Source organism: Ralstonia flatus, assembly GCF_958439105.1.
GTDB lineage: Bacteria > Pseudomonadota > Gammaproteobacteria > Burkholderiales > Burkholderiaceae > Ralstonia > Ralstonia flatus.
In genome coordinates, this window is the sequence record NZ_CAUDLI010000002.1 from 1 (window position 1) to 17,592 (window position 17,592).

15 protein-coding genes are annotated in these 17,592 nt (G+C 66.4%); 7 read left to right on the forward strand and 8 right to left on the reverse strand.

Annotated elements, in window-relative coordinates; genetic code table 11:
- On the reverse strand, positions 1 to 255 hold a 255-nt coding region (locus tag R2676_RS03690), incomplete at its 3' end, for a transposase (protein ID WP_316887225.1).
- A gap of 548 nt (positions 256 to 803) precedes the next feature.
- Between R2676_RS03690 and R2676_RS03695 the strand changes: the two genes are divergently transcribed.
- Genes R2676_RS03695 through R2676_RS03705 form a run of 3 tightly spaced genes read left to right on the forward strand, consistent with a single transcriptional unit; the run spans position 804 to position 1,850 of the window.
- Positions 804 to 1,220, forward strand: coding sequence for a MarR family winged helix-turn-helix transcriptional regulator (locus tag R2676_RS03695; RefSeq protein WP_027679670.1), 417 nt, complete (start codon positions 804 to 806; stop codon positions 1,218 to 1,220).
- 55 nt (positions 1,221 to 1,275) lie between these two features.
- A complete protein-coding gene (locus R2676_RS03700) occupies positions 1,276 to 1,668 on the forward strand; it encodes a tautomerase family protein (protein WP_206273814.1) in 393 nt (130 codons plus the stop codon).
- Between the two features lie 47 nt (positions 1,669 to 1,715).
- Entirely contained in the window at positions 1,716 to 1,850 is a 135-nt protein-coding gene (locus tag R2676_RS03705; RefSeq protein ID WP_004632518.1) for a hypothetical protein, read from the forward strand.
- 4 nt (positions 1,851 to 1,854) lie between these two features.
- Here R2676_RS03705 and R2676_RS03710 read toward each other — a convergent pair whose 3' ends face one another.
- On the reverse strand, positions 1,855 to 2,874 hold the full coding sequence (locus R2676_RS03710) for a GlxA family transcriptional regulator (RefSeq protein ID WP_206273988.1): 1,020 nt from the start codon (positions 2,872 to 2,874) through the stop codon (positions 1,855 to 1,857).
- Positions 2,875 to 2,962: 88 nt separating this feature from the next.
- On the opposite strand from R2676_RS03710, the gene R2676_RS03715 reads away from it, so the two are divergent.
- The 4 genes from R2676_RS03715 to R2676_RS03730 all read left to right on the forward strand — a co-directional run bounded on the left by R2676_RS03715 (position 2,963) and on the right by R2676_RS03730 (position 10,406).
- Positions 2,963 to 4,105, forward strand: coding sequence for an acyl-CoA dehydrogenase family protein (locus R2676_RS03715; protein WP_206273815.1), 1,143 nt, complete (start codon positions 2,963 to 2,965; stop codon positions 4,103 to 4,105).
- 27 nt (positions 4,106 to 4,132) lie between these two features.
- On the forward strand, positions 4,133 to 5,338 hold the full coding sequence (locus tag R2676_RS03720; RefSeq protein WP_206273816.1) for an acetyl-CoA C-acetyltransferase: 1,206 nt from the start codon (positions 4,133 to 4,135) through the stop codon (positions 5,336 to 5,338).
- 13 nt (positions 5,339 to 5,351) lie between these two features.
- Entirely contained in the window at positions 5,352 to 7,478 is a 2,127-nt protein-coding gene (locus R2676_RS03725; protein WP_206273817.1) for a 3-hydroxyacyl-CoA dehydrogenase NAD-binding domain-containing protein, read from the forward strand.
- 258 nt (positions 7,479 to 7,736) lie between these two features.
- Positions 7,737 to 10,406 carry a bifunctional diguanylate cyclase/phosphodiesterase gene (locus R2676_RS03730; RefSeq protein WP_316856926.1) on the forward strand — a complete coding sequence of 890 codons (2,670 nt, stop codon included), beginning with the start codon at positions 7,737 to 7,739 and terminating at the stop codon, positions 10,404 to 10,406.
- Positions 10,407 to 10,476: 70 nt separating this feature from the next.
- Here the strand turns inward: R2676_RS03730 and R2676_RS03735 are convergent, their stop codons facing one another.
- From R2676_RS03735 to R2676_RS03760, 6 genes are read right to left on the reverse strand one after another with little or no spacing between them, the layout of a single operon-like run.
- Entirely contained in the window at positions 10,477 to 11,592 is a 1,116-nt protein-coding gene (locus R2676_RS03735) for a diguanylate cyclase domain-containing protein (protein WP_316856925.1), read from the reverse strand.
- A gap of 49 nt (positions 11,593 to 11,641) precedes the next feature.
- A complete protein-coding gene (gene cheB / locus R2676_RS03740; protein ID WP_206273818.1) occupies positions 11,642 to 12,646 on the reverse strand; it encodes a chemotaxis response regulator protein-glutamate methylesterase in 1,005 nt (334 codons plus the stop codon).
- Positions 12,643 to 14,973 (reverse strand): hybrid sensor histidine kinase/response regulator, encoded by a 2,331-nt coding sequence (locus tag R2676_RS03745; RefSeq protein ID WP_206273819.1) that lies wholly within the window; start codon positions 14,971 to 14,973, stop codon positions 12,643 to 12,645. Before R2676_RS03745 ends, cheB begins: the two co-directional genes overlap by 4 nt.
- On the reverse strand, positions 14,970 to 15,671 hold the full coding sequence (locus R2676_RS03750; RefSeq protein ID WP_206273820.1) for a chemotaxis protein CheW: 702 nt from the start codon (positions 15,669 to 15,671) through the stop codon (positions 14,970 to 14,972). Before R2676_RS03750 ends, R2676_RS03745 begins: the two co-directional genes overlap by 4 nt.
- Positions 15,652 to 17,106 (reverse strand): CheR family methyltransferase, encoded by a 1,455-nt coding sequence (locus R2676_RS03755; protein WP_206273821.1) that lies wholly within the window; start codon positions 17,104 to 17,106, stop codon positions 15,652 to 15,654. Before R2676_RS03755 ends, R2676_RS03750 begins: the two co-directional genes overlap by 20 nt.
- A gap of 5 nt (positions 17,107 to 17,111) precedes the next feature.
- Entirely contained in the window at positions 17,112 to 17,576 is a 465-nt protein-coding gene (locus R2676_RS03760) for a chemotaxis protein CheW (RefSeq protein ID WP_206273822.1), read from the reverse strand.
- Between the last annotated feature and the right edge of the window lie 16 nt (positions 17,577 to 17,592).

Here is a 17,592-nt window from a genome sequence, read left to right on the forward strand (position 1 = left end):
GATGTCGTTGTCCTCCTGCAGCCGCCGTACCTGCGCTTCGAGTTCGCGAATGCGTTGCTGCTCGGCCGTCAGCGGCTTACCTATCCCCGGGCCGCCCGCCTGTTCGGCTTCGTACTGCGCAACCCACCGCCTTACCGCTGTCTCGCCAAGGCTCAGGCTGCGGCACACCTCGCTCACCGAGCGGCCCTGGTCCTTGACCATGCGTGCGACTTCCAACTTGAAGCTCGCGTCAAACTGCCGTCTCTCTCTTGCCATTGCTTTTTCCTCGTCGTGGCTCATTGTCCGCCTATCGACTTGTCCGAGGAAATTGGACCACTACAGGCGACCCATTCCTTAAATTTCTGTAACCGTGCGGGGAAGGAGGCAAACTCGCTTCGCTCAGACAAGCCTCCTTCCTTTTTCCGCCCGCTTACAGAAATTCAAGGCGCCATCTAGGGCAGGGAAAGTCAAACGACAACAGCCAAACCGTCGGGGCACAAGCCCAAACGAAAAGGCCAACCTCACGACGGGTTGGCCTTTTTCTTTTGACGTTGAGCCCTAGATGGCGCCTTGGATTTTTGTTGCGGGAAGGATAAAGAGGGGAGGCTTGTCTGAGCGCAGCGAGTTTGCCTCCCCTCCCTTCCCGCGACACAAATCCAAGGGGAAGTCGCCATCTCGGGCGCGCCTTTCTTTTGCCTACTTTTCGTTGGCAAGACAAAGAAAAGTAGGTCGGTCCCGGCATGGAACGAAACAGAGGTGGACCCCCAACACACACAAAAAACAAGTTGCATATCTAACCATCATCCCCTACCATCCACCTCACCATGTTCGACCACTGCCTCTACTTCAACACCACCGCCCTGGCCCGCAAGCTCGACCGCGTCTGGGCAGACGCCTTTGCGCCGTTCGATCTCACGCCGCCGCAAGGCTTCATGCTCCGTGCGATCGTCGACCGCCCGGGCATGCTGCAAAGCGAGTTGTCGGAAGCCATGTCCGTCACGCGCCCCACGGCAACGCGCGCGCTGGATGGCCTGGAAAGCAAGGGCCTGATCGAACGTCGCAAGACGGAAGCCGACGGCCGCGAGACCGCCATTTTCCCGACGCCGGAAGCCGTCAAGATCGGTGCGGCGTTGAACGAGGCCAGCGGCGCCGTCACCGCAAGGTTGAAGCGCGTGCTGGGCAGTACCGAATTCACCGATACCGTGACGAAGATCCGAGGTGTGCGCTCTACCCTGACATGAGCGTCCATTTTTTTTGGCCATGTAGTTGCATTGCTAACTAATAGGAGAAAACATCATGCCCATCCTCAACGTCAAAGTCAGCGCCAAACGTTCTGCAGAAATGACGCAGAAGATCGCCAGCACCTTGCTGGAACTCACCTCCCGCATCCTGGGCAAGGACCCGAAGGTCACGGCCATTGCCATCGACTATGTCGACCCGGAAGACTGGATCGTCGGCGGGCAGACGCTGGCCGCACAAGGCAAGAACAGCGTCTATTTCGACATCAAGGTGACGGACGAAACGAATACCAAGGCGGAGAAGGCGCAGTACATCGCCGAGGCGTTCACGGCCTTTGCCGAGCTGCTCGGCAATCTGCACGAAGAGAGCTATATCTATGTGCAGGAGGTTCGCGCGGCAGCTTACGGCTACGGCGGCAAGACGCAGGAATACCGCTACCAGCACGCGTAAATGTGCCGGCCGCACCGCTCCCAACCCAACAACGATCAGGTGACATCATGAACCGCATGAGCGCTTTCTTCGCGGCCAGTTGGCTGGCCGCCGCGTTGCTGTACTTTGGCCAACATTCGCTGCCGCTGACCGCGCTCTCGGGTGTGGTGTTGCTGGCCGGCTTCGATCTGCTGCGTCCGTGAAGCTTCAGCGGGTGCGGTGCTGCGCCCGGTATTGCAGCGGACTGCAACCGCGGCCGGCAGAAAACGCCCGGCTCAGTGCGCTGACGCTGCCGTAGCCGCATTCATCGGCAATGTGATCGAGCGGCTGGCGGCCTGTTCGCAGCAGAAACGCGGCCAGTTCCAGCCGCAGCGTCGCCACGTAGCGCCGCAGGTTGCTGCCGGTGGCGGCGGCAAAGCGGCGCGTCAAGCTGCGCTCGCTCATCGCTGCCTGGGCCGCCAGCTCCGCCAGCGCTGGGGGCGCTGCCAGTTCCCGTTCGACGATGTCCTGGATGGCGAGCATGGCCGCATCGCCGTGGCGCTTGAACTGCGCCGTCCATACGGCCATGTGTTCGTATGACGGCAGCGATTGCGTGAGCGCCGTGCGCAGCATCCGCCGCGATGCGCCGGCCCCGCGGCAGTGATCGATGACGTACGCGCAGGCGTCCACGGCGGGGTTGATGCCGCTGACGGTGATGATGCGGCCATCCACCGCAAGCGGCCTGTCGGGCGTGTAATGCACGTCGGGAAAATGCCGTGCAAACCAGGCGCGCTCGCTCGCCAGCCCCGTCGCTCTACAACCATCCAGCAACCCAGCCTTGGCGAACAGCGGCGCCGCGTTCATGCCAACGACCAAGGCGCCAGCCTCATAGCGCCTGCGCAGCCACTCGGCGAGGCGCGCTTCTTCCGCATCCAACGTCGCCTCCGGGGCGAACTGTGCGGGCACGATCACGACGTCGTAGGGCACATCGGTCAACGCGGCGGTGGCGGGCACCGGCATATCGCCAAAGCTTCGGACGGCCGCCCCATCGGCCGACAACACATCGATGTCGAAGAGCCGGCTGCCCATCACATCCACGCTGCGCGCCTGCATGGTGCCCGCCACCAGCAACATCTCCTGGGTCAGAAACACGTAACCGGCAAACAGGCGCGGCGGCAGGAGGATGGCAATGTGCGCCCGCGTGTGCAAACCGGCGCGTTTGGAGGCAGCTTTCGGCTGGCGCTTCATATCAAGAAAGTGGCGATCCGGATCAACCGGAATTGTCGCGGCCTTGTTGAAATACGGCAACCCATCCGCCGCCCATTCTGGAGCCGCCATGATTGCCCGTATGCTGTTCGACGCTGAACACGACACCTTCCGTGAATCCGTCCGCCGCTTCATCGACGCCGAAGTCCTGCCCCACCACGAGCGCTGGGAAGACCAGGGCTACGTCGACCGCGCCATCTGGGAAAAGGCGGCTGCCGCCGGCTACCACTGCGCCAGCATGCCCGAGGCCTATGGCGGCGCCGGTGCCGACATCCGCTACAGCACGGTGCTGATTGAAGAGATTGCCCGCGCGGGCGCCACGGGCCTGGGCTTCGGCCTGCATTCGGAAATCGTCGCGCCGTATCTGCTGCACTACGGGAGCGAGGCCCTGAAACAGCACTACCTGCCCAAGCTGGCCAGCGCCGAGATGATCGGCGCGATTGCCATGACCGAACCCGGCGCGGGCTCCGACCTGCAAGGCGTGCGCACCACCGCCACGCGCAGCAGCGACGGCAGCCATTACGTGCTCAACGGATCAAAGATCTTCATCACCAACGGCTGGCACGCGGACGTGGTGATCGTCGTGGCGCGCACCACGCCGGAAGGCGGCGCCAAGGGCACGAGCCTCTTTGTCGTCGACACCAGCATGGACGGCTTCAGCAAGGGCAAGCGGCTGAAGAAGGTCGGCATGAAGGCGCAGGACACCGCCGAGCTGTTCTTCGACAACGTGCGCGTGCCTGCCGCCAACCTGCTCGGCGAGGAGCATCGCGGTTTTGCCTACCTGATGCAGGAACTGCCGTGGGAGCGCCTGCAGATCGCCATCGGCGCCATCGCTTCGGCCGAGGGCGCGCTCGAATGGACGCTGCGCTACGTGCGCGAGCGCCAGGCCTTCGGCAAATCCATCCTCGATTTTCAGACCGCGCGCCACGCGCTGGCAGAACTGAAAACCGAAGTGCAGATCGGCCGTGTGTTCGTCGACCAGTGCATCGCGCTCAAGCTGGCGGGCAAGCTCGATGCCACCACCGCATCGATGGCCAAGTACTGGACCACCGACCTGCAATTCAAGGTGATGGACCGCTGCGTGCAGCTGCACGGCGGCTACGGCTACATGTGGGAATACCCCATCGCCCGCGCGTGGGCCGATTCGCGCGTGCAGCAGATCTACGGCGGCACCAACGAGATCATGAAAGAGCTGATCGCCCGCACCCTTTAACGAGCACGACCTTCAGGACGCAACGCTATGGAAGCCTATATCTACGACGCCGTTCGCACCCCGCGCGGCAAGGGCAAGAAAGACGGCAGCCTGCACGGTGTCACGCCGCTGCGCCTGGCCGCAACCGCACTGCGCGCCATCCGCGATCGCAATCAGCTCGACACGGCATTGGTGGACGACGTCGTGCTCGGCTGTGTGGAACCCGTGGGCGAACAAGGCGCCTGCATCGGCCGCGTGGCGGTCCTGTCCGCCGGCTATGCCGAGACGACGGCCGGCGTGCAGATCAACCGCTTCTGCGCCTCGGGCCTGGAGGCCTGCAACATGGCCGCTGCGCAGGTGATGGCCGGGCAGAGCGACTTCGCCATCGGCGGCGGCGTGGAGAGCATGTCGCGCGTGCCGATGGGTGCCAGCGGCGGCGCATGGCCTGTGGACCCGGCCGCGGCCATCCCGCTGTACTTCGTGCCGCAAGGCGTGTCGGCCGACACCATCGCCACCAAGTGGGGCTACAGCCGCCATGACGTCGACGCCTACGCTGCCGAGAGCCACCGCCGCGCGCATGCGGCGAGCACCGCTGGTTGGTTCACAGGTTCGATCGTGCCGGTGCGCGACCAGAACGGCCTGACCATCCTCGACCGCGACGAGATGATCCGCCCGCAGACCACCGTCGACACACTCGCGCAGCTCAAACCCTCGTTTGCGGAATTGGGCGAGCAATACGGCTTTGACGCCGTGATCCGCCAGCGCTATCCCGAACTCGAACGCATCGAACACGTGCATCACGCGGGCAACAGCTCCGGCATCGTCGATGGCGCCGCAGCCGTGCTGATCGGCAGCCGCGAGGCCGGCAAGCGCGCCGGCCTCAAACCGCGTGCGCGCATCCGCGGCTTTGCGAGCATCGGCTCGGAGCCGTCGATCATGTTGACCGGCCCTTCGTACGCGGCCGAGAAGGCACTCAAGCGCGCCGGCATGTCGGCGGCCGACATCGACCTGTACGAACTGAACGAAGCCTTCGCCTCCGTCGTGCTGCGCTTCATGGAGGTGCTGGCCGTGCCGCATGACCGCATCAACGTCAACGGCGGGGCCATTGCGATGGGCCATCCGCTCGGCGCCACGGGCGCCATGATTCTCGGCACGCTGCTCGACGAGCTGGAACGGCGTGGCGCAAGCACGGGCCTGGCCACGCTGTGCGTCGGCGCCGGCATGGGCACCGCCACCATCATCGAACGCGTTTAAGGAGCGTGCTGACATGATCGACCTCACCATCGACACCGACGGCATCGCCACGCTCACGTGGAACCAGCCGGGCCGTGCACAGAACGTGCTCAACGGCGAAACCTGCGCCGCTTTCTTTGCCGCCATCGACCGCGTATGCGCCGATGCCAGCGTCAAGGGCATTCTCGTCACCTCCGCCAAGGCGGATTTCATTGCCGGCGGCGACCTCGAATGGCTGCAGGCCAGCGACGACGCCGCCACGTTGTTTGAACGCACGTGCGAACTGCACCGCATGCTGCGCAAGCTGGAAACGTGCGGCAAGCCGGTGGCCGCCGCGCTGCCGGGCTCGACGCTGGGCGGCGGGCTGGAGATTGCGCTCGCCTGCCACTACCGCGTGGCCGCCGACAACGCCCGCGCGCGCTTCGGCCTGCCCGAAGTCACGCTCGGCCTTTTGCCGGGCGGCGGCGGCACGCAGCGTCTGCCGCGCTTGATTGGCGTGCAGAAGGCGCTGCCGATGCTGCTTGAAGGCAAGCGCATCAAGGCGGCAGACGCGCTCAAGCTCGGCATTGTGGATGCGGTCGTCAATGCGGGCGACGAGGCCGATGCCGCGCGCACGTGGCTGCTGGGCGAAGGCCAGACCCGCGCGCAGCAACCGTGGGACATCAAGGGCTACAAGGTGCCCGGCGGCGGCATCGCCAGCCCGGCCGTGCAGCAGCTCTTCACGGCGGCCAACGCCATGCTGCGGCAGAAAACCTACGGCAACTATCCGGCCGCGGCGGGCATCCTGTCGTGCGTGTATGAAGGGCTCATCACCGATCTCGATACGGGCCTCCAGACCGAGGCGCGCTACTTCGTGCAGGCGGTGCTGTCGCCGGAGGCACGGGCGATGATCCGGACCCTGTTCTTCAGCCTGAACGCCGCCAACAAACTGGCCGCACGCCCCGCCGATGTGCCTGCGCGGCGCTACGCGAAGATCGGCGTGCTGGGCGCCGGCATGATGGGCGCCGGCATCGCCTACGTCACCGCCAAGGCAGGGTTGCCCGTCGTGCTGCTCGACACCACGCAGGAAGCCGCCGAACGCGGCAAGGACTATTCACGCAAGCTCGTCGAGAAACAGGTACAGCGCGGCCGTCTGCATGCCGACCAGGCCGAAGCGCTGCTCGCGCGCATCCAGCCGACCACGTCCTACGCCGACCTGGACGGCGCGGGGCTCGTCGTTGAAGCCGTGTTCGAGCAGCGCGACATCAAGGCCGACGTTACGCGCCAGGCCGAGGCCGTGCTGTCGCCCGATGCCATCTTCGCGTCCAACACATCGACGCTGCCGATTACCGGTCTGGCAGAAGCGAGCCAGCGCCCAGGCAATTTCATCGGGCTGCATTTCTTCTCGCCGGTCGACAAGATGCCGCTGGTGGAGGTGATCGTTGCCCGGCAGACCACGCGGGCCACGCTTGCGCAGGCGCTCGATTACGTCAAGGCCATCGGCATGACGCCCATCGTCGTCAATGACAGCCGCGGCTTTTATACGAGCCGCGTGTTTTCGACCTACGTGCTCGAAGGCCTGGCGATGCTCGCCGAAGGCGTGGCGCCTGCGCTGATCGAAAACGCCGGGCTGCTGGCCGGCATGCCGGTGGGGCCGCTTGCGTTGATCGACGAGGTTTCGAGCGAACTGATCCACAAGGTCAACCAGCAGACCCGCGCCGACCTGGGCGTTGCCTACATCGAGCGCCCGGGCGAAGCCGTGGCCGAGCGCATGGTCGCGCTGGGCCGCATCGGCCGCAAGGCGGGCCGCGGTTTCTACGACTATCCGGAAGGCGGCAAGAAGATGCTGTGGCCCGGGCTGGCGACCGAATACCCCAAGGCCGCCGCGCAGCCCGACGTGCAGACGCTGGTCGACCGCCTCATTACCGTGCAGGCCGTGGAAACGGCGCGATGCCTGGATGAACGCGTGGTGACCGATCCGCGCGATGCCGATGTGGGCGCGCTGCTCGGCTGGGGGTTTCCGGCATTCCGCGGTGGGCCGGTGTCCCACATCCAGCGGGTGGGCATCAGCGCATTTGTCGAGCAGTGCGATCGCCTGGCTGCACAGCACGGCCGCCGCTTCGCGCCGCCGGCCCTGCTGCGCGACATGGCAGACAAACACGCCGCGTTTTACGAACGCTAACCCCTGGCGCCGGGCGAACGCACGGCGTGCGGCGCAACGCTTTCTGCAGGCGTTGCGCCGCCCAAACAACGACCAAGGGTAAGTCCGGGCTCCGCCACCCCCCAGCAAACGATTGCGCTCCAGTTGACCAGCCTCGTCGGTCGGGTTCAGACACATGTGGTCCGCTCCGATATAGAGTGAGAGGCACATGACACGACCGACACCAGGCATGCCGCGCGCGCGCCTGAGACAACTGGACACGCAAACGCTGGAGTGCGGATGCCCGCAGAGCAATCGAAGGCCTCTTCCGGTAGCACGACCGACACCCCGCCTCGGCAAGGATGGCGGCGCGAACTGTTGTCGCCGCTCAACATCGGTGCCGCGGTGGCCCTGCTGTTCATCTGGTCGTTCACATTCCATCAGCTCACCCAGGAACGCGACCGGCTGACGCGCGATGCCCAGGCGCGCACGCAGGTCGAAGCGCAGGCGTTTGGCGAGTATTCGCTGGGCAGCGCGCGGCGCGTGTCGGAATTCCTGCTCGATCTGCGCGCAAGCTGGCTGGCGGGTCGCGAAGTGTTCGAGCAGGTGATTCACGAGCGGCAAGAAATTGTGCGCGACCTGACGTTCCAGGTGGCCGTGATCGACGAGAACGGGATGCTGCTCTATTCCAGCATCGGCCCCGTGACGGACCGCATCGACCTCAGCCAGCGCGAGCACTTTCGCGTGCACAAGGAATCGGGCGGCCGCGACGTGCTGTTCATCAGCGACCCGGTGCAGGGCAAGGTCTCGAAAAAGTGGTCGATCCAATTCACGCGGCCCATCCTCAAGGCTGGGCAGTTTGCCGGCGTGGTAGTCGTGTCGGTCAGCCCGGAACAGTTCGCCAGCTTTGCCAACACGCTCGCCATCGGCAAGGACGGCGCCGTCACGATCATCCGCGAGTCCGGCCAGGTCCTGGCCCGCGTGCCAAACCCCACCGCGGGCATTGAAAAGCCGCCGCGCCGCCGCCAGTTCAACCAACCGGGCGCGCTGGAAACGGGCAGCTACCGCGTGGTGTCGGGCACCGATGGCGTGGAGCGCATCATCGGCTATCACCATGTGCCCGAAGTGGGGCTGTACTTCCTGGTTGGCGAATCCGTGGCCTCGGTGCTGGCACCTTACGACGGCTATCGACGCACCGCGCTGGTCGAGGCGACTGCGTCCACGTTGCTGCTCGCGCTGCTGTATTTCACGCTCCGCCACCAGGGCGCCGAGCGCAGACGGCACCTTGAAGAGATGCGCCTGGCGTCCTTGGTGTATGCGTCGAGCAGCGAAGCGATGATGGTGACGACGCTCGACGGGCAGGTGGTCGACGTGAACCCGGCCTTTACCGTCACCACGGGCTATACGGCGCAGGAATTCAAGGGCCAATCCAGCGACGCCATCCGCTCCGAATGCAATGAGAGCAGCGTGATCGACGCCATGCGCGAGGGCGTCTCAAGCCGGGGTTCGTGGAGCGGCGAATATCTGATCCGCCGCAAGGACGGCAGCGAGTTCCCCGCGCTGCTCACCGTCGACACCTTTGCCGACAGCGCGCTGGGCGAGCCGCGCCGCGTTGCGCTCATCCACGACATGACGGAGAAGAAGCGCGCCGAAGAGGTCATCTGGCGGCAGGCCAACTTCGACACGCTGACCGAGTTGCCGAACCGGCACATGTTCTACAACCGCCTGCGCCAGGAAATCGCGCGAGCGCGTAACGCGTCGACGCAACTGGCGCTGCTGTTCATTGATCTGGACCGCTTCAAGGAAGTGAACGACACGCTCGGCCACGACCAGGGCGACGTCCTGCTCAAGGAAATCGCGCGACGCATCTCGGCCATCGTGCGCGGCACCGATACGGTCGCGCGGCTGGCGGGCGACGAATTCACCATCATCCTGCCCGACCTGCCCGATGCCGGAGCGGCCACGCCCATCATCCGCGCGCTGCTCGCACGCATTGCAGCGCCGCTGCAGCTGGGTGAAGAAAACGTGGAAGTGTCGGCCAGCATTGGCGTGGCGCTGTACCCGCGCGATGCCGACAGCGCGGAATCGTTGCTCGTGCGCGCAGACCAGGCCATGTTTGCGGCCAAGAGCGCGGGGCGCAATCAATGGGCCGTGTTTACCCCCGCATTGCAGCGCGCCGAACAGGAACGCCTGCGCGTGACCAGCGATTTGCGCGTGGCGCTCACGCAGGGCCAGCTTGCGGTGCACTATCAGCCGATCGTCGATCTGTTGACGGGCAAGGTGCGCAAGGCAGAGGCACTGATCCGCTGGACGCACCCCGTGCGGGGCGAGATCGATCCCGCGGATTTCATTCCGGTGGCCGAAGACAGCGGGCTGATCGTCGACATCGGCAAGTGGGTGCTGAACCAGGCGCTGGACCAGCTCGTGCAGTGGCATGCCACGCTCGACAACACGCTGCAGGTGTCGGTCAACAAATCGCCGCTGGAGTTTCGCGCGCACCAATCGAGCACCGAGTCCTGGCCGAAGGTGGTCGAGCGTCGAGGCCTTCCGCCGCACAGCCTGGTCGTTGAAATTACCGAAGGCTCGTTGATGGCCGACAGCGACGAGGTGGTCGAGCACTTGCACGAGTTCAGGCGCGCGGGTGTCGACATCGCACTCGACGATTTCGGCACGGGCTATTCGTCGCTGTCGTATCTCAAGCGCTTCGACATCAACTACATCAAGATCGACAAGTCCTTCGTCCGCAGCCTCGCACACGACCCGAAGGACATCGCGCTGTGCAGCGCCATCGTCAGCATGGCGCACGCGCTACACATCAAGGTGATTGCGGAGGGCATCGAAACCGAGGAGCAGAAGGCGATCCTGGTGGCGGCAGGTTGCGATTACGGCCAGGGCCACCTCTTCTGCCCGCCGGTGCCGCCCCCTGCGTTTGAAGCGTTTGTGCTCAACGGGCAGCTCGCGGAAACCTGAGCGGCGCGGGGCGGCGCGTTTCGACCATTCGCGGGCCGGCACCCCTCACATTCGCGGTCGTCCAGCACCGCTAGATACCGCGGGCCGCGCCTGCGCCTTCGCCAATCACCGCGCGGTTCTTGCCTTCGTGCTTGGCCTGATACAGCGCCAGGTCTGCGGCTTCGATGAGCGTGGTGGTCGGAACGTCGTGCACCGGCGTCACCACCGCGCCGCCGATACTGACCGTCACGTATCCGCCCGTGGACGAATGCATGTGCGGAACCTGCAGGGTCTCGATCGCGCTGCGGATCTTCTCGGCCAGCAGCGTCAAGCCCTCGGCGCTGTTGCCGGGCAGCACGACGGCAAATTCCTCGCCGCCGAAACGCGCCGCCAGATCCCCGGGTCGGCCCAAACACGCTTCCACCGTGCTGCCGATGCGCTTGAGCACCTCGTCTCCGGCCACGTGGCCGTAGGTGTCGTTATAGAGCTTGAAGTTGTCGACATCGATCATCAGAAACGAGAGCGTTGTGCCCTCGCGTGCGCCGCGCCGCCATTCCGCGCTCAGGTATTCGTCGAGGTAGCGGCGATTGGCAAGCCCTGTCAGGCCATCGGAATTCGTCAGCCGGCGCAACTCGAGATTGGCCTCCAGCAACTGCTGCTGCGACTGGCGCAACGCGCGGTAGGCCTCGTCGCGCTGCAGCAGGTTGACGAACGAGCGCGAGTGATAGCGGATACGCGCCAGCAGTTCGATGCGGTCCGGCAGCTTGACGAGGTAGTCGTTGGCACCGGCGGCAAACGCGGCGCTCTTGATGACCGGCTCTTCCTTGGTCGACAGCACGATGATGGGCACGTCGCGCAGCACGGGATTGGCACGGTAGTCGCGCACCAGCGTCAGGCCGTCGGTGCCGGGCATCACCAGGTCTTGCAGGATGACGGTGGGGCGGGTCTGGATGGCGGCGATCATCGCCTCGTCCGAGCGCGCGCAGTAGTGGAAATCGATGCGCTCTTCACCGGCCAGGGCCTGACGAATGGCCTCGGCCACGATGGCCTGATCGTCCACCAGCAGCACCATCACCGGAACATCGGCGGCGGCCGGCGTACGCAGCAGCGCGCGTGCGGCTTCCAGTGCCGCTTCCGCTGCGGGGATGGGCTTGGTTTCGTCCGGACCGTCCGGATCGTCCGGCATCTCGGTTGGGTGGTTGGTCATGTGATGCTCCCCGTTTCTGGTTATGTATGTGTGATGGCTCACGCGTGCTTCATGCGCGCGCGAGCGTGATGAGTTCGTCGGCGATGCGGCCAAGCGGCAGAATGGCGCGCGCCGCATCCAGCGCGGCCGCTGCCTTGGGCATGCCGTACACCGCGCTGGTCGCCGCGTCCTGCGCGATGGTGTGATAACCCTTGGCGCGCATGGCCTTGAGGCCGATGGCGCCGTCGCGGCCCATGCCCGTAAGCAGCACGCCGATGGCGTTGCCCCGCCAGTGCTCGACCACGCTGTGGAAGAACACATCCACCGACGGCCGATACGGCGTGCCGGCCGGCTCCGGCGTGTAGCCGAAGGTGCCGCCGGGCAGCACATGCATGTGGTCGTTGGTGGCTGCGAGCAGCACCTCGCCCGCACGCGGGCGGTCGCCTTCCGCGGCCACGCGCACCGTGAGCGCAGTCTGGCCGTTCAGCCATTCGGCCATCCCCGCTGCGAACGCCTGGTCAACGTGCTGGATCACGGCAATGCCCGCCGCAAAGTCGGCCGGCAGCTTGCCCAGCACGGTCGCCAGCGCCGTGGGCCCGCCGGCAGAAGCGCCGATGGCCACCAGCGGCACCGCGCCATCGCGCCCCGGTGTGCCCACACGCGGCCGCGGCGCAACGGGCTTTTCCAGCAGGCGGCCGATCTGGTCGATCTTGGTCAGCAACGGGTGGTTGGCATCGGCATCCGGGCCGCCCAGCGTGGGCGTATCCACGGCATCGAGCGCTCCAGCGCCCATCGCCTCGTACACGCGCCACGCGTTGGCGCCCACGCTGCTGGTCACCACCAGGATCGCGCACGGGTTGCGCGACGCCATGATGCGGCGCGTCGCTTCCACGCCGTCAAAGCGCGGCATGATCAGGTCCATCAGCACCACGTCAGGCGGTTGGGCGGCGCAAAACTCCACCGCCTGCGCCCCGTCGGTCGCTACCCACAGCACGCGGTGCTCGGGCCTGCGCGCGATCGTCCGACGCATGGCTTCCACCGCCAGCGGCATATCGTTGACGATGCCGATATTCATGTCCGCGCTTCTCCAATCAGGTCGCGCACTGCGTCGAGCAGCGCTTCATCGTGGAAACTGCCTTTGGCGAGGTAGTAATCCGCGCCGGCATCCAGGCCACGGCGGCGGTCTTCCTCGCGGTCCTTGTACGACACCACCATCACCGGCAGCGTTTTGAGCGCAGCGTCGCGCTTGATGAGCGTGACCAGCTCGATGCCGTCCATGCGCGGCATGTCGATGTCGGTGACGACAAGGTCGAAGTCGGCGCCGCGCAAGGCGTTCCAACCGTCCATGCCATCCACCGCCACGGTGACGGCATAGCCGCGCTTTTCCAGCAGCTTGCGCTCCAGCTCGCGCACCGTCAGCGAATCATCCACCACCAGCACGTGCTTGCGCTGCTGCACGGACACGCCCTGCGCGCGTTGCACCTTGTCGAGCTGGCCTCCGCGGACGAGCTTGTCGACCGAACGCAGCAGATCGTCCACATCGACGATCAGCACCGCGTCGCCGTTCTCCATCAATGCACCGGCGGCGATGTCGCGCACCTTGCCCAGCCGCGCATCCAGCGGCTGGACCACCAGCATGCGTTCACCCAGGAAGCGATCGACGGCAATGCCGTAGGTTTCGGCGCCTTCGCCGATGACCACCACCGGCACGCTGTCGCGCGCTTCGCCGGGCGGCTGCGTGCCGAGCAACTGATGCGCCGTCACCAGACCCACCGGGCGGCCTTCGAAGCTGAAATGCTGCTGCCCTTCGAGCATGTCGATCTCGGAGCGGGCCAGCTCGAGCGTGCGTCGCACGTAGGCCAGCGGAAACGCATAGGCCTCGCCGCCCACGTCCACCAGCAGGCTGCGGATGACGGACAGCGTGAGCGGCAACTGCAGCATGAAGCGCGTGCCGCGCCCCGGCTCGTTGTGGATGCGAACGGTGCCGCGTACCGCCTTGACCATCTCGTGCACGGCATCGAGCCCGACGCCGCGGCCGGACACATCCGTCACCTGCTCACGCATCGAGAAGCCGGGCAGCAGGAGGAAATCCAGCAACTCGTGATCCGACAGGCGGCTTGCGGTATCGGCATCGGACAGGCCGCGCCGCACCACGGCTGCACGCACCGCTTCCAGGTCGATGCCGGCGCCATCATCCGCCACGGTAATCAGCAGCTTGCCGGCGCTGTGCCGCGCTTCCAGCGTAATGGCGGCTTCCGCCGGCTTGCCCTGCGCCTCCCGGGCCTGCGGCGCTTCCACGCCATGGTCGACGGCGTTGCGCAGCAGGTGGCCCAGTGGGGCGTCGAGCATGTCGAGGATGTCGCGGTCGACCTGCGTGGCCTCGCCCACGATGTTGAAGCGCACCTGCTTGCCCAATGAGCGCGCGAGGTCGCGCACCACACGCGGATAGGCGTGCGTGGCATCTCCGAAGGGCCGCATCCGGCATTGCAGGGCCTCGTCGTACAACTGCTGCGCAAGATGCGTGCTGCGCCGGTCGAACCGATCCAGATCGTCGATATGCTCGGCGAGCGTCTGCTGCATGTCGCCGAGCATCTGGCGCACGTCGTTGAGTGCCGCATGCGTGTCGGCGTCGGCATGCCGGTCGAGCCGTTCGACCAGCGTTTCGTAGAGCGCATCGAGCGCCAGCGCGGCCGCGCGGTGGCTGCGTTTGACGCGCAGCATCGACTCACCGAACGGTTTGAGCCAGCGGGATTCGACCAGCGATTCGCCCGACAGGCTGAGCAGACGGTCGAGGTTGTCGGCACGCACGCGCAGCATGCGGTGCGGATCGCGCGTGGTGCCGATGGGCGCACGATGCGGTGCGGGCGCGACGGGCTCGGGCGCTGGCCCGGGCGGAGCCGACAAGGCGGCCACCTCGGCGTTCAACAACGCCATCGCAGCCTTCATCGTGGCGTCTTCTGCGGCCGCGTCAGGGTCGGCAAACGTTGTAGCGGCGGGCGCAGCGGCGGCACGCTCCGGCGCGGAAAACGCAGCCAGCACAGCCTCCACTTCGGCGCGCGGCAGCTGGCCTGCGATACCGGGCTGCCCGACGCGCAGCAACAGATCCGTGCCGCGCAACAGCACGTCGATATGCGCGGCGGTCAGCACGAGCGTGGCGCGCTGTGCTGCCACGAACCACTCCTCCATGCGGTGCGCCACGTCCACACCGTCCTGCAGGCCAACGATGCGCGCGGCGCCCTTGAGCGAATGTGCGGCGCGCATGCAGGCTTCCAGCGCCGCGGCATCGGTGGGCGCGCGCTCCAGCGTCAGCAGGCCGGTGGAAAGCACACGCGTCTGCGTCTGTGCCTCCTCGTGGAACAGAGCCAGCAGCGATTGGCGTCCCAGATCGTCATCCACGCTCATCGCAGGCTCCGGGCAATCGAATCGAACACGCGGTCGGTGTCGAGCAGGCCAATGGTGACATCGCGCCACGCCAGCACGCCGCGTGCGTGGGCCGTCGTGGCGTGCGTGAGTGTGGACGGCACCGGCAGCAGCGCAGTGGCCGGAAAGCGCAGCACGCCCTCCACCTCGTCCACAGGAAAGACGGCGGGCTCGTCGTTGTGCGCAGCCACGAGCAGCCGCGCATAGCCATTGCGCCCGGCGTACTTGCTGCCCGTGCGATCCAGCCCCAGCAGCTCGCCCAGCGACACCGCCACCGTGAGCGCCCCACGGATATTGACCAGCCCCAGCACCACCCGGTTACGCCGATGCGGCAACGTGTGGATGGCGCGCGGCGTATCGATCTGCCGCAGCGCCGCGGCCGGCAGCGCGAGCCATTCGTCTGCGATGCGGAAAACAAGCACGGCCAGCTCCGCGCCCGCGTACTCCAGCGCACGCAGCGGCACGGCCGTGCGATGCGCCTGTGCGGCAGCTTCCAGATCGGCGTCGCTCAGTGCGCGATCGAGCAGCGCCGCGGCCCCTTCTTCAAAGATGGGGCAATTCAGGCAGCGCGAATACTCGGCCAGGCGCGGGCAGGATTGATCGCCGCGCGTGCCGATGCGGTTCCAGCAGTCATCAACGAGCGTGGTGACGCCCGCGTGGTCATGGACGGCGTGCGCCATGCGTTCCTCGTGTGTGCTCCGGTGTTCCGGATTCGGATGATGCGGCAGGTGTCTTGCCCTGACGCGCCAGCGCGCGCTCCGCACGCAGCATCAGCTGGCGTGCAGCCACGGTATCGCCGGCCACGTCGAGCAGCGCGGCAAGATGGGTCAGCGCTTCGTAGTGGGCAGGTTCCAGGTACAGCGCCTTGCGGTAGAAATCGCCGGCATCAGCATGGCGGCCGCGCGCATCGGCAATCAGGCCGAGCAGGTAGAACGTATCGGCTTCGGGGGCGCGCAGGTTGGCGATCTCCAATGCCACGCGCTCGGCTTCGTCAAGATTGCCGGCGTCAGCCAACCGCCGCGCTTGCGCCACCGTGGGGGGCTCACCCAGCACGGCTTCAATCTCGGGAATGGTGGGCAGTACGGGGCGTGCCAACGGGTGCGCCACCGGGCCTGCCGCGAGGCTTGGCGCCGGCCTGGGTCGGGATGGGGCGGGCACGCGCGCCGCCACGGGCCGCACCGGCACCGACGGCAACGCCACGCCGGGCAGCCCGACCGCAGAAGCGGCGGGCTCTGGCGGCAATGGCAAACGGAACGGCAGCGGCGCCCGCGCGCCGGTCTCTCCCGCTGCGGTGCGCTGAAACGCAAACGCCAACGGAATCCGCGCTGAAGTCATGGCATGGCGCATCATCAGGCCGGTTTCAGCGGGGCCGACGAAGATCATGCCGTCCTCCGCCAGTTGCGAATCGAGCCGGCGAATCGCCTGGTCCTGCGCATCGCGGTGGAAGTAGATCAGCACGTTGCGGCAGAAGATGAAGTCGTAGCGCGTGTCGTCGGCCGGCGCGTCAGACAGATTGCCTTGCGCAAATCGCACCAGCCCACGCACGGTGTCGCTCAATTGCCAGCCGCCGGCGGCTTCAGTGAAATGCCGGTCGCGGAAGGTCAGCGGATGCCCACGGAAGGCATTGCGCCCGTACACCGCACGCCGGGCCTGTTCGATGGCGCGCGTGCTGATGTCGATCGCGTCGATGGTGAAGCGGGCGGGGTCGATGCCGGCATCGAGCAACGCCATCGCTGCGGAATACGGCTCTTCGCCGGTCGAGCATGGCGCGCTCAGGATGCGCAGGACGCGCATCGGCTCGCGCGCAAGTTTTTCGCCCACCACGCGGGCCAGCGTGACAAAGGCCTCGCGGTCTCGGAAGAACCACGTCTCGGGCACCACCAGCGCCTCGATCAGGGCCTGCCGTTCGTCGGGCGCGGTGTTCAAGCGCAGCCAGTACGCGTCGAGCGCTGCAGCGTCCACCGCGTCCACCGTGTGGGGCATGCCGCGCGCGGCCAGCATGGCGCGCGTGCGGTCCAGCACGGCGCGCTCCAGCGTGTTCGGGCCGAGGGACGGCGCGTCAATGCCGGTCTCATGTGAGAGCCAGGCTTCAAAGCGGGGGTCGACGGCCACCATGATGCTCAGCCGACGGCTGCCGGAAACAGCAGCGCACGCACGTGCGCGTCCAGCATCGCCTCGGTATCCACGCGTTGCACGAGACCATCGTCCAGGCTTGCCACGGGGCCGAGCCAGCGTGCGTTGGGCGTCGCGACACCGCTGTCGGCAAAGCGCGCATCGTCGATGCGGCGCGTGTGCGTTGCATGCTCGAGCATCAGGCCGAGGAGCGGTGCGTCGTCACCCCGGACCTCGGCTTCATAGCGCACCAGCGCCAGACGCGTGGAGCGCAGCGGCCGTGCCGCCCGGCCCAACGCAAGCTGCGGCAAGTCGATCACCGGCACAGGCGAGCCATGCCGCTCGATCACGCCCGCCACCCACGCAGGCGCACCGGGAATCGACTTGGTGGCGGCCAGCGGCAGCACTTCAGCAATCTGCGCCACATTCAGCGCATAGCGGTCGCCATCGAGTTGGAACAGGAGGTAAAGCATGGCGATTCTCGCTACG

What these genes read in the sequence shown, in the direction of transcription:
- R2676_RS03695 (WP_027679670.1), top strand. Translation starts at nt 804, where the DNA reads ATGTTCGACCACTGCCTCTACTTCAACACCACCGCCCTGGCCCGCAAG.
- R2676_RS03700 (WP_206273814.1), top strand. Translation starts at nt 1,276, where the DNA reads ATGCCCATCCTCAACGTCAAAGTCAGCGCCAAACGTTCTGCAGAAATG.
- R2676_RS03705 (WP_004632518.1), top strand. Translation starts at nt 1,716, where the DNA reads ATGAACCGCATGAGCGCTTTCTTCGCGGCCAGTTGGCTGGCCGCCGCG.
- R2676_RS03710 (WP_206273988.1), bottom strand. Translation starts at nt 2,874, where the DNA reads ATGAAGCGCCAGCCGAAAGCTGCCTCCAAACGCGCCGGTTTGCACACG.
- R2676_RS03715 (WP_206273815.1), top strand. Translation starts at nt 2,963, where the DNA reads ATGATTGCCCGTATGCTGTTCGACGCTGAACACGACACCTTCCGTGAA.
- R2676_RS03720 (WP_206273816.1), top strand. Translation starts at nt 4,133, where the DNA reads ATGGAAGCCTATATCTACGACGCCGTTCGCACCCCGCGCGGCAAGGGC.
- R2676_RS03725 (WP_206273817.1), top strand. Translation starts at nt 5,352, where the DNA reads ATGATCGACCTCACCATCGACACCGACGGCATCGCCACGCTCACGTGG.
- R2676_RS03730 (WP_316856926.1), top strand. Translation starts at nt 7,737, where the DNA reads ATGCCCGCAGAGCAATCGAAGGCCTCTTCCGGTAGCACGACCGACACC.
- R2676_RS03735 (WP_316856925.1), bottom strand. Translation starts at nt 11,592, where the DNA reads ATGACCAACCACCCAACCGAGATGCCGGACGATCCGGACGGTCCGGAC.
- cheB (WP_206273818.1), bottom strand. Translation starts at nt 12,646, where the DNA reads ATGAATATCGGCATCGTCAACGATATGCCGCTGGCGGTGGAAGCCATG.
- R2676_RS03745 (WP_206273819.1), bottom strand. Translation starts at nt 14,973, where the DNA reads ATGAGCGTGGATGACGATCTGGGACGCCAATCGCTGCTGGCTCTGTTC.
- R2676_RS03750 (WP_206273820.1), bottom strand. Translation starts at nt 15,671, where the DNA reads ATGGCGCACGCCGTCCATGACCACGCGGGCGTCACCACGCTCGTTGAT.
- R2676_RS03755 (WP_206273821.1), bottom strand. Translation starts at nt 17,106, where the DNA reads ATGGTGGCCGTCGACCCCCGCTTTGAAGCCTGGCTCTCACATGAGACC.
- R2676_RS03760 (WP_206273822.1), bottom strand. Translation starts at nt 17,576, where the DNA reads ATGCTTTACCTCCTGTTCCAACTCGATGGCGACCGCTATGCGCTGAAT.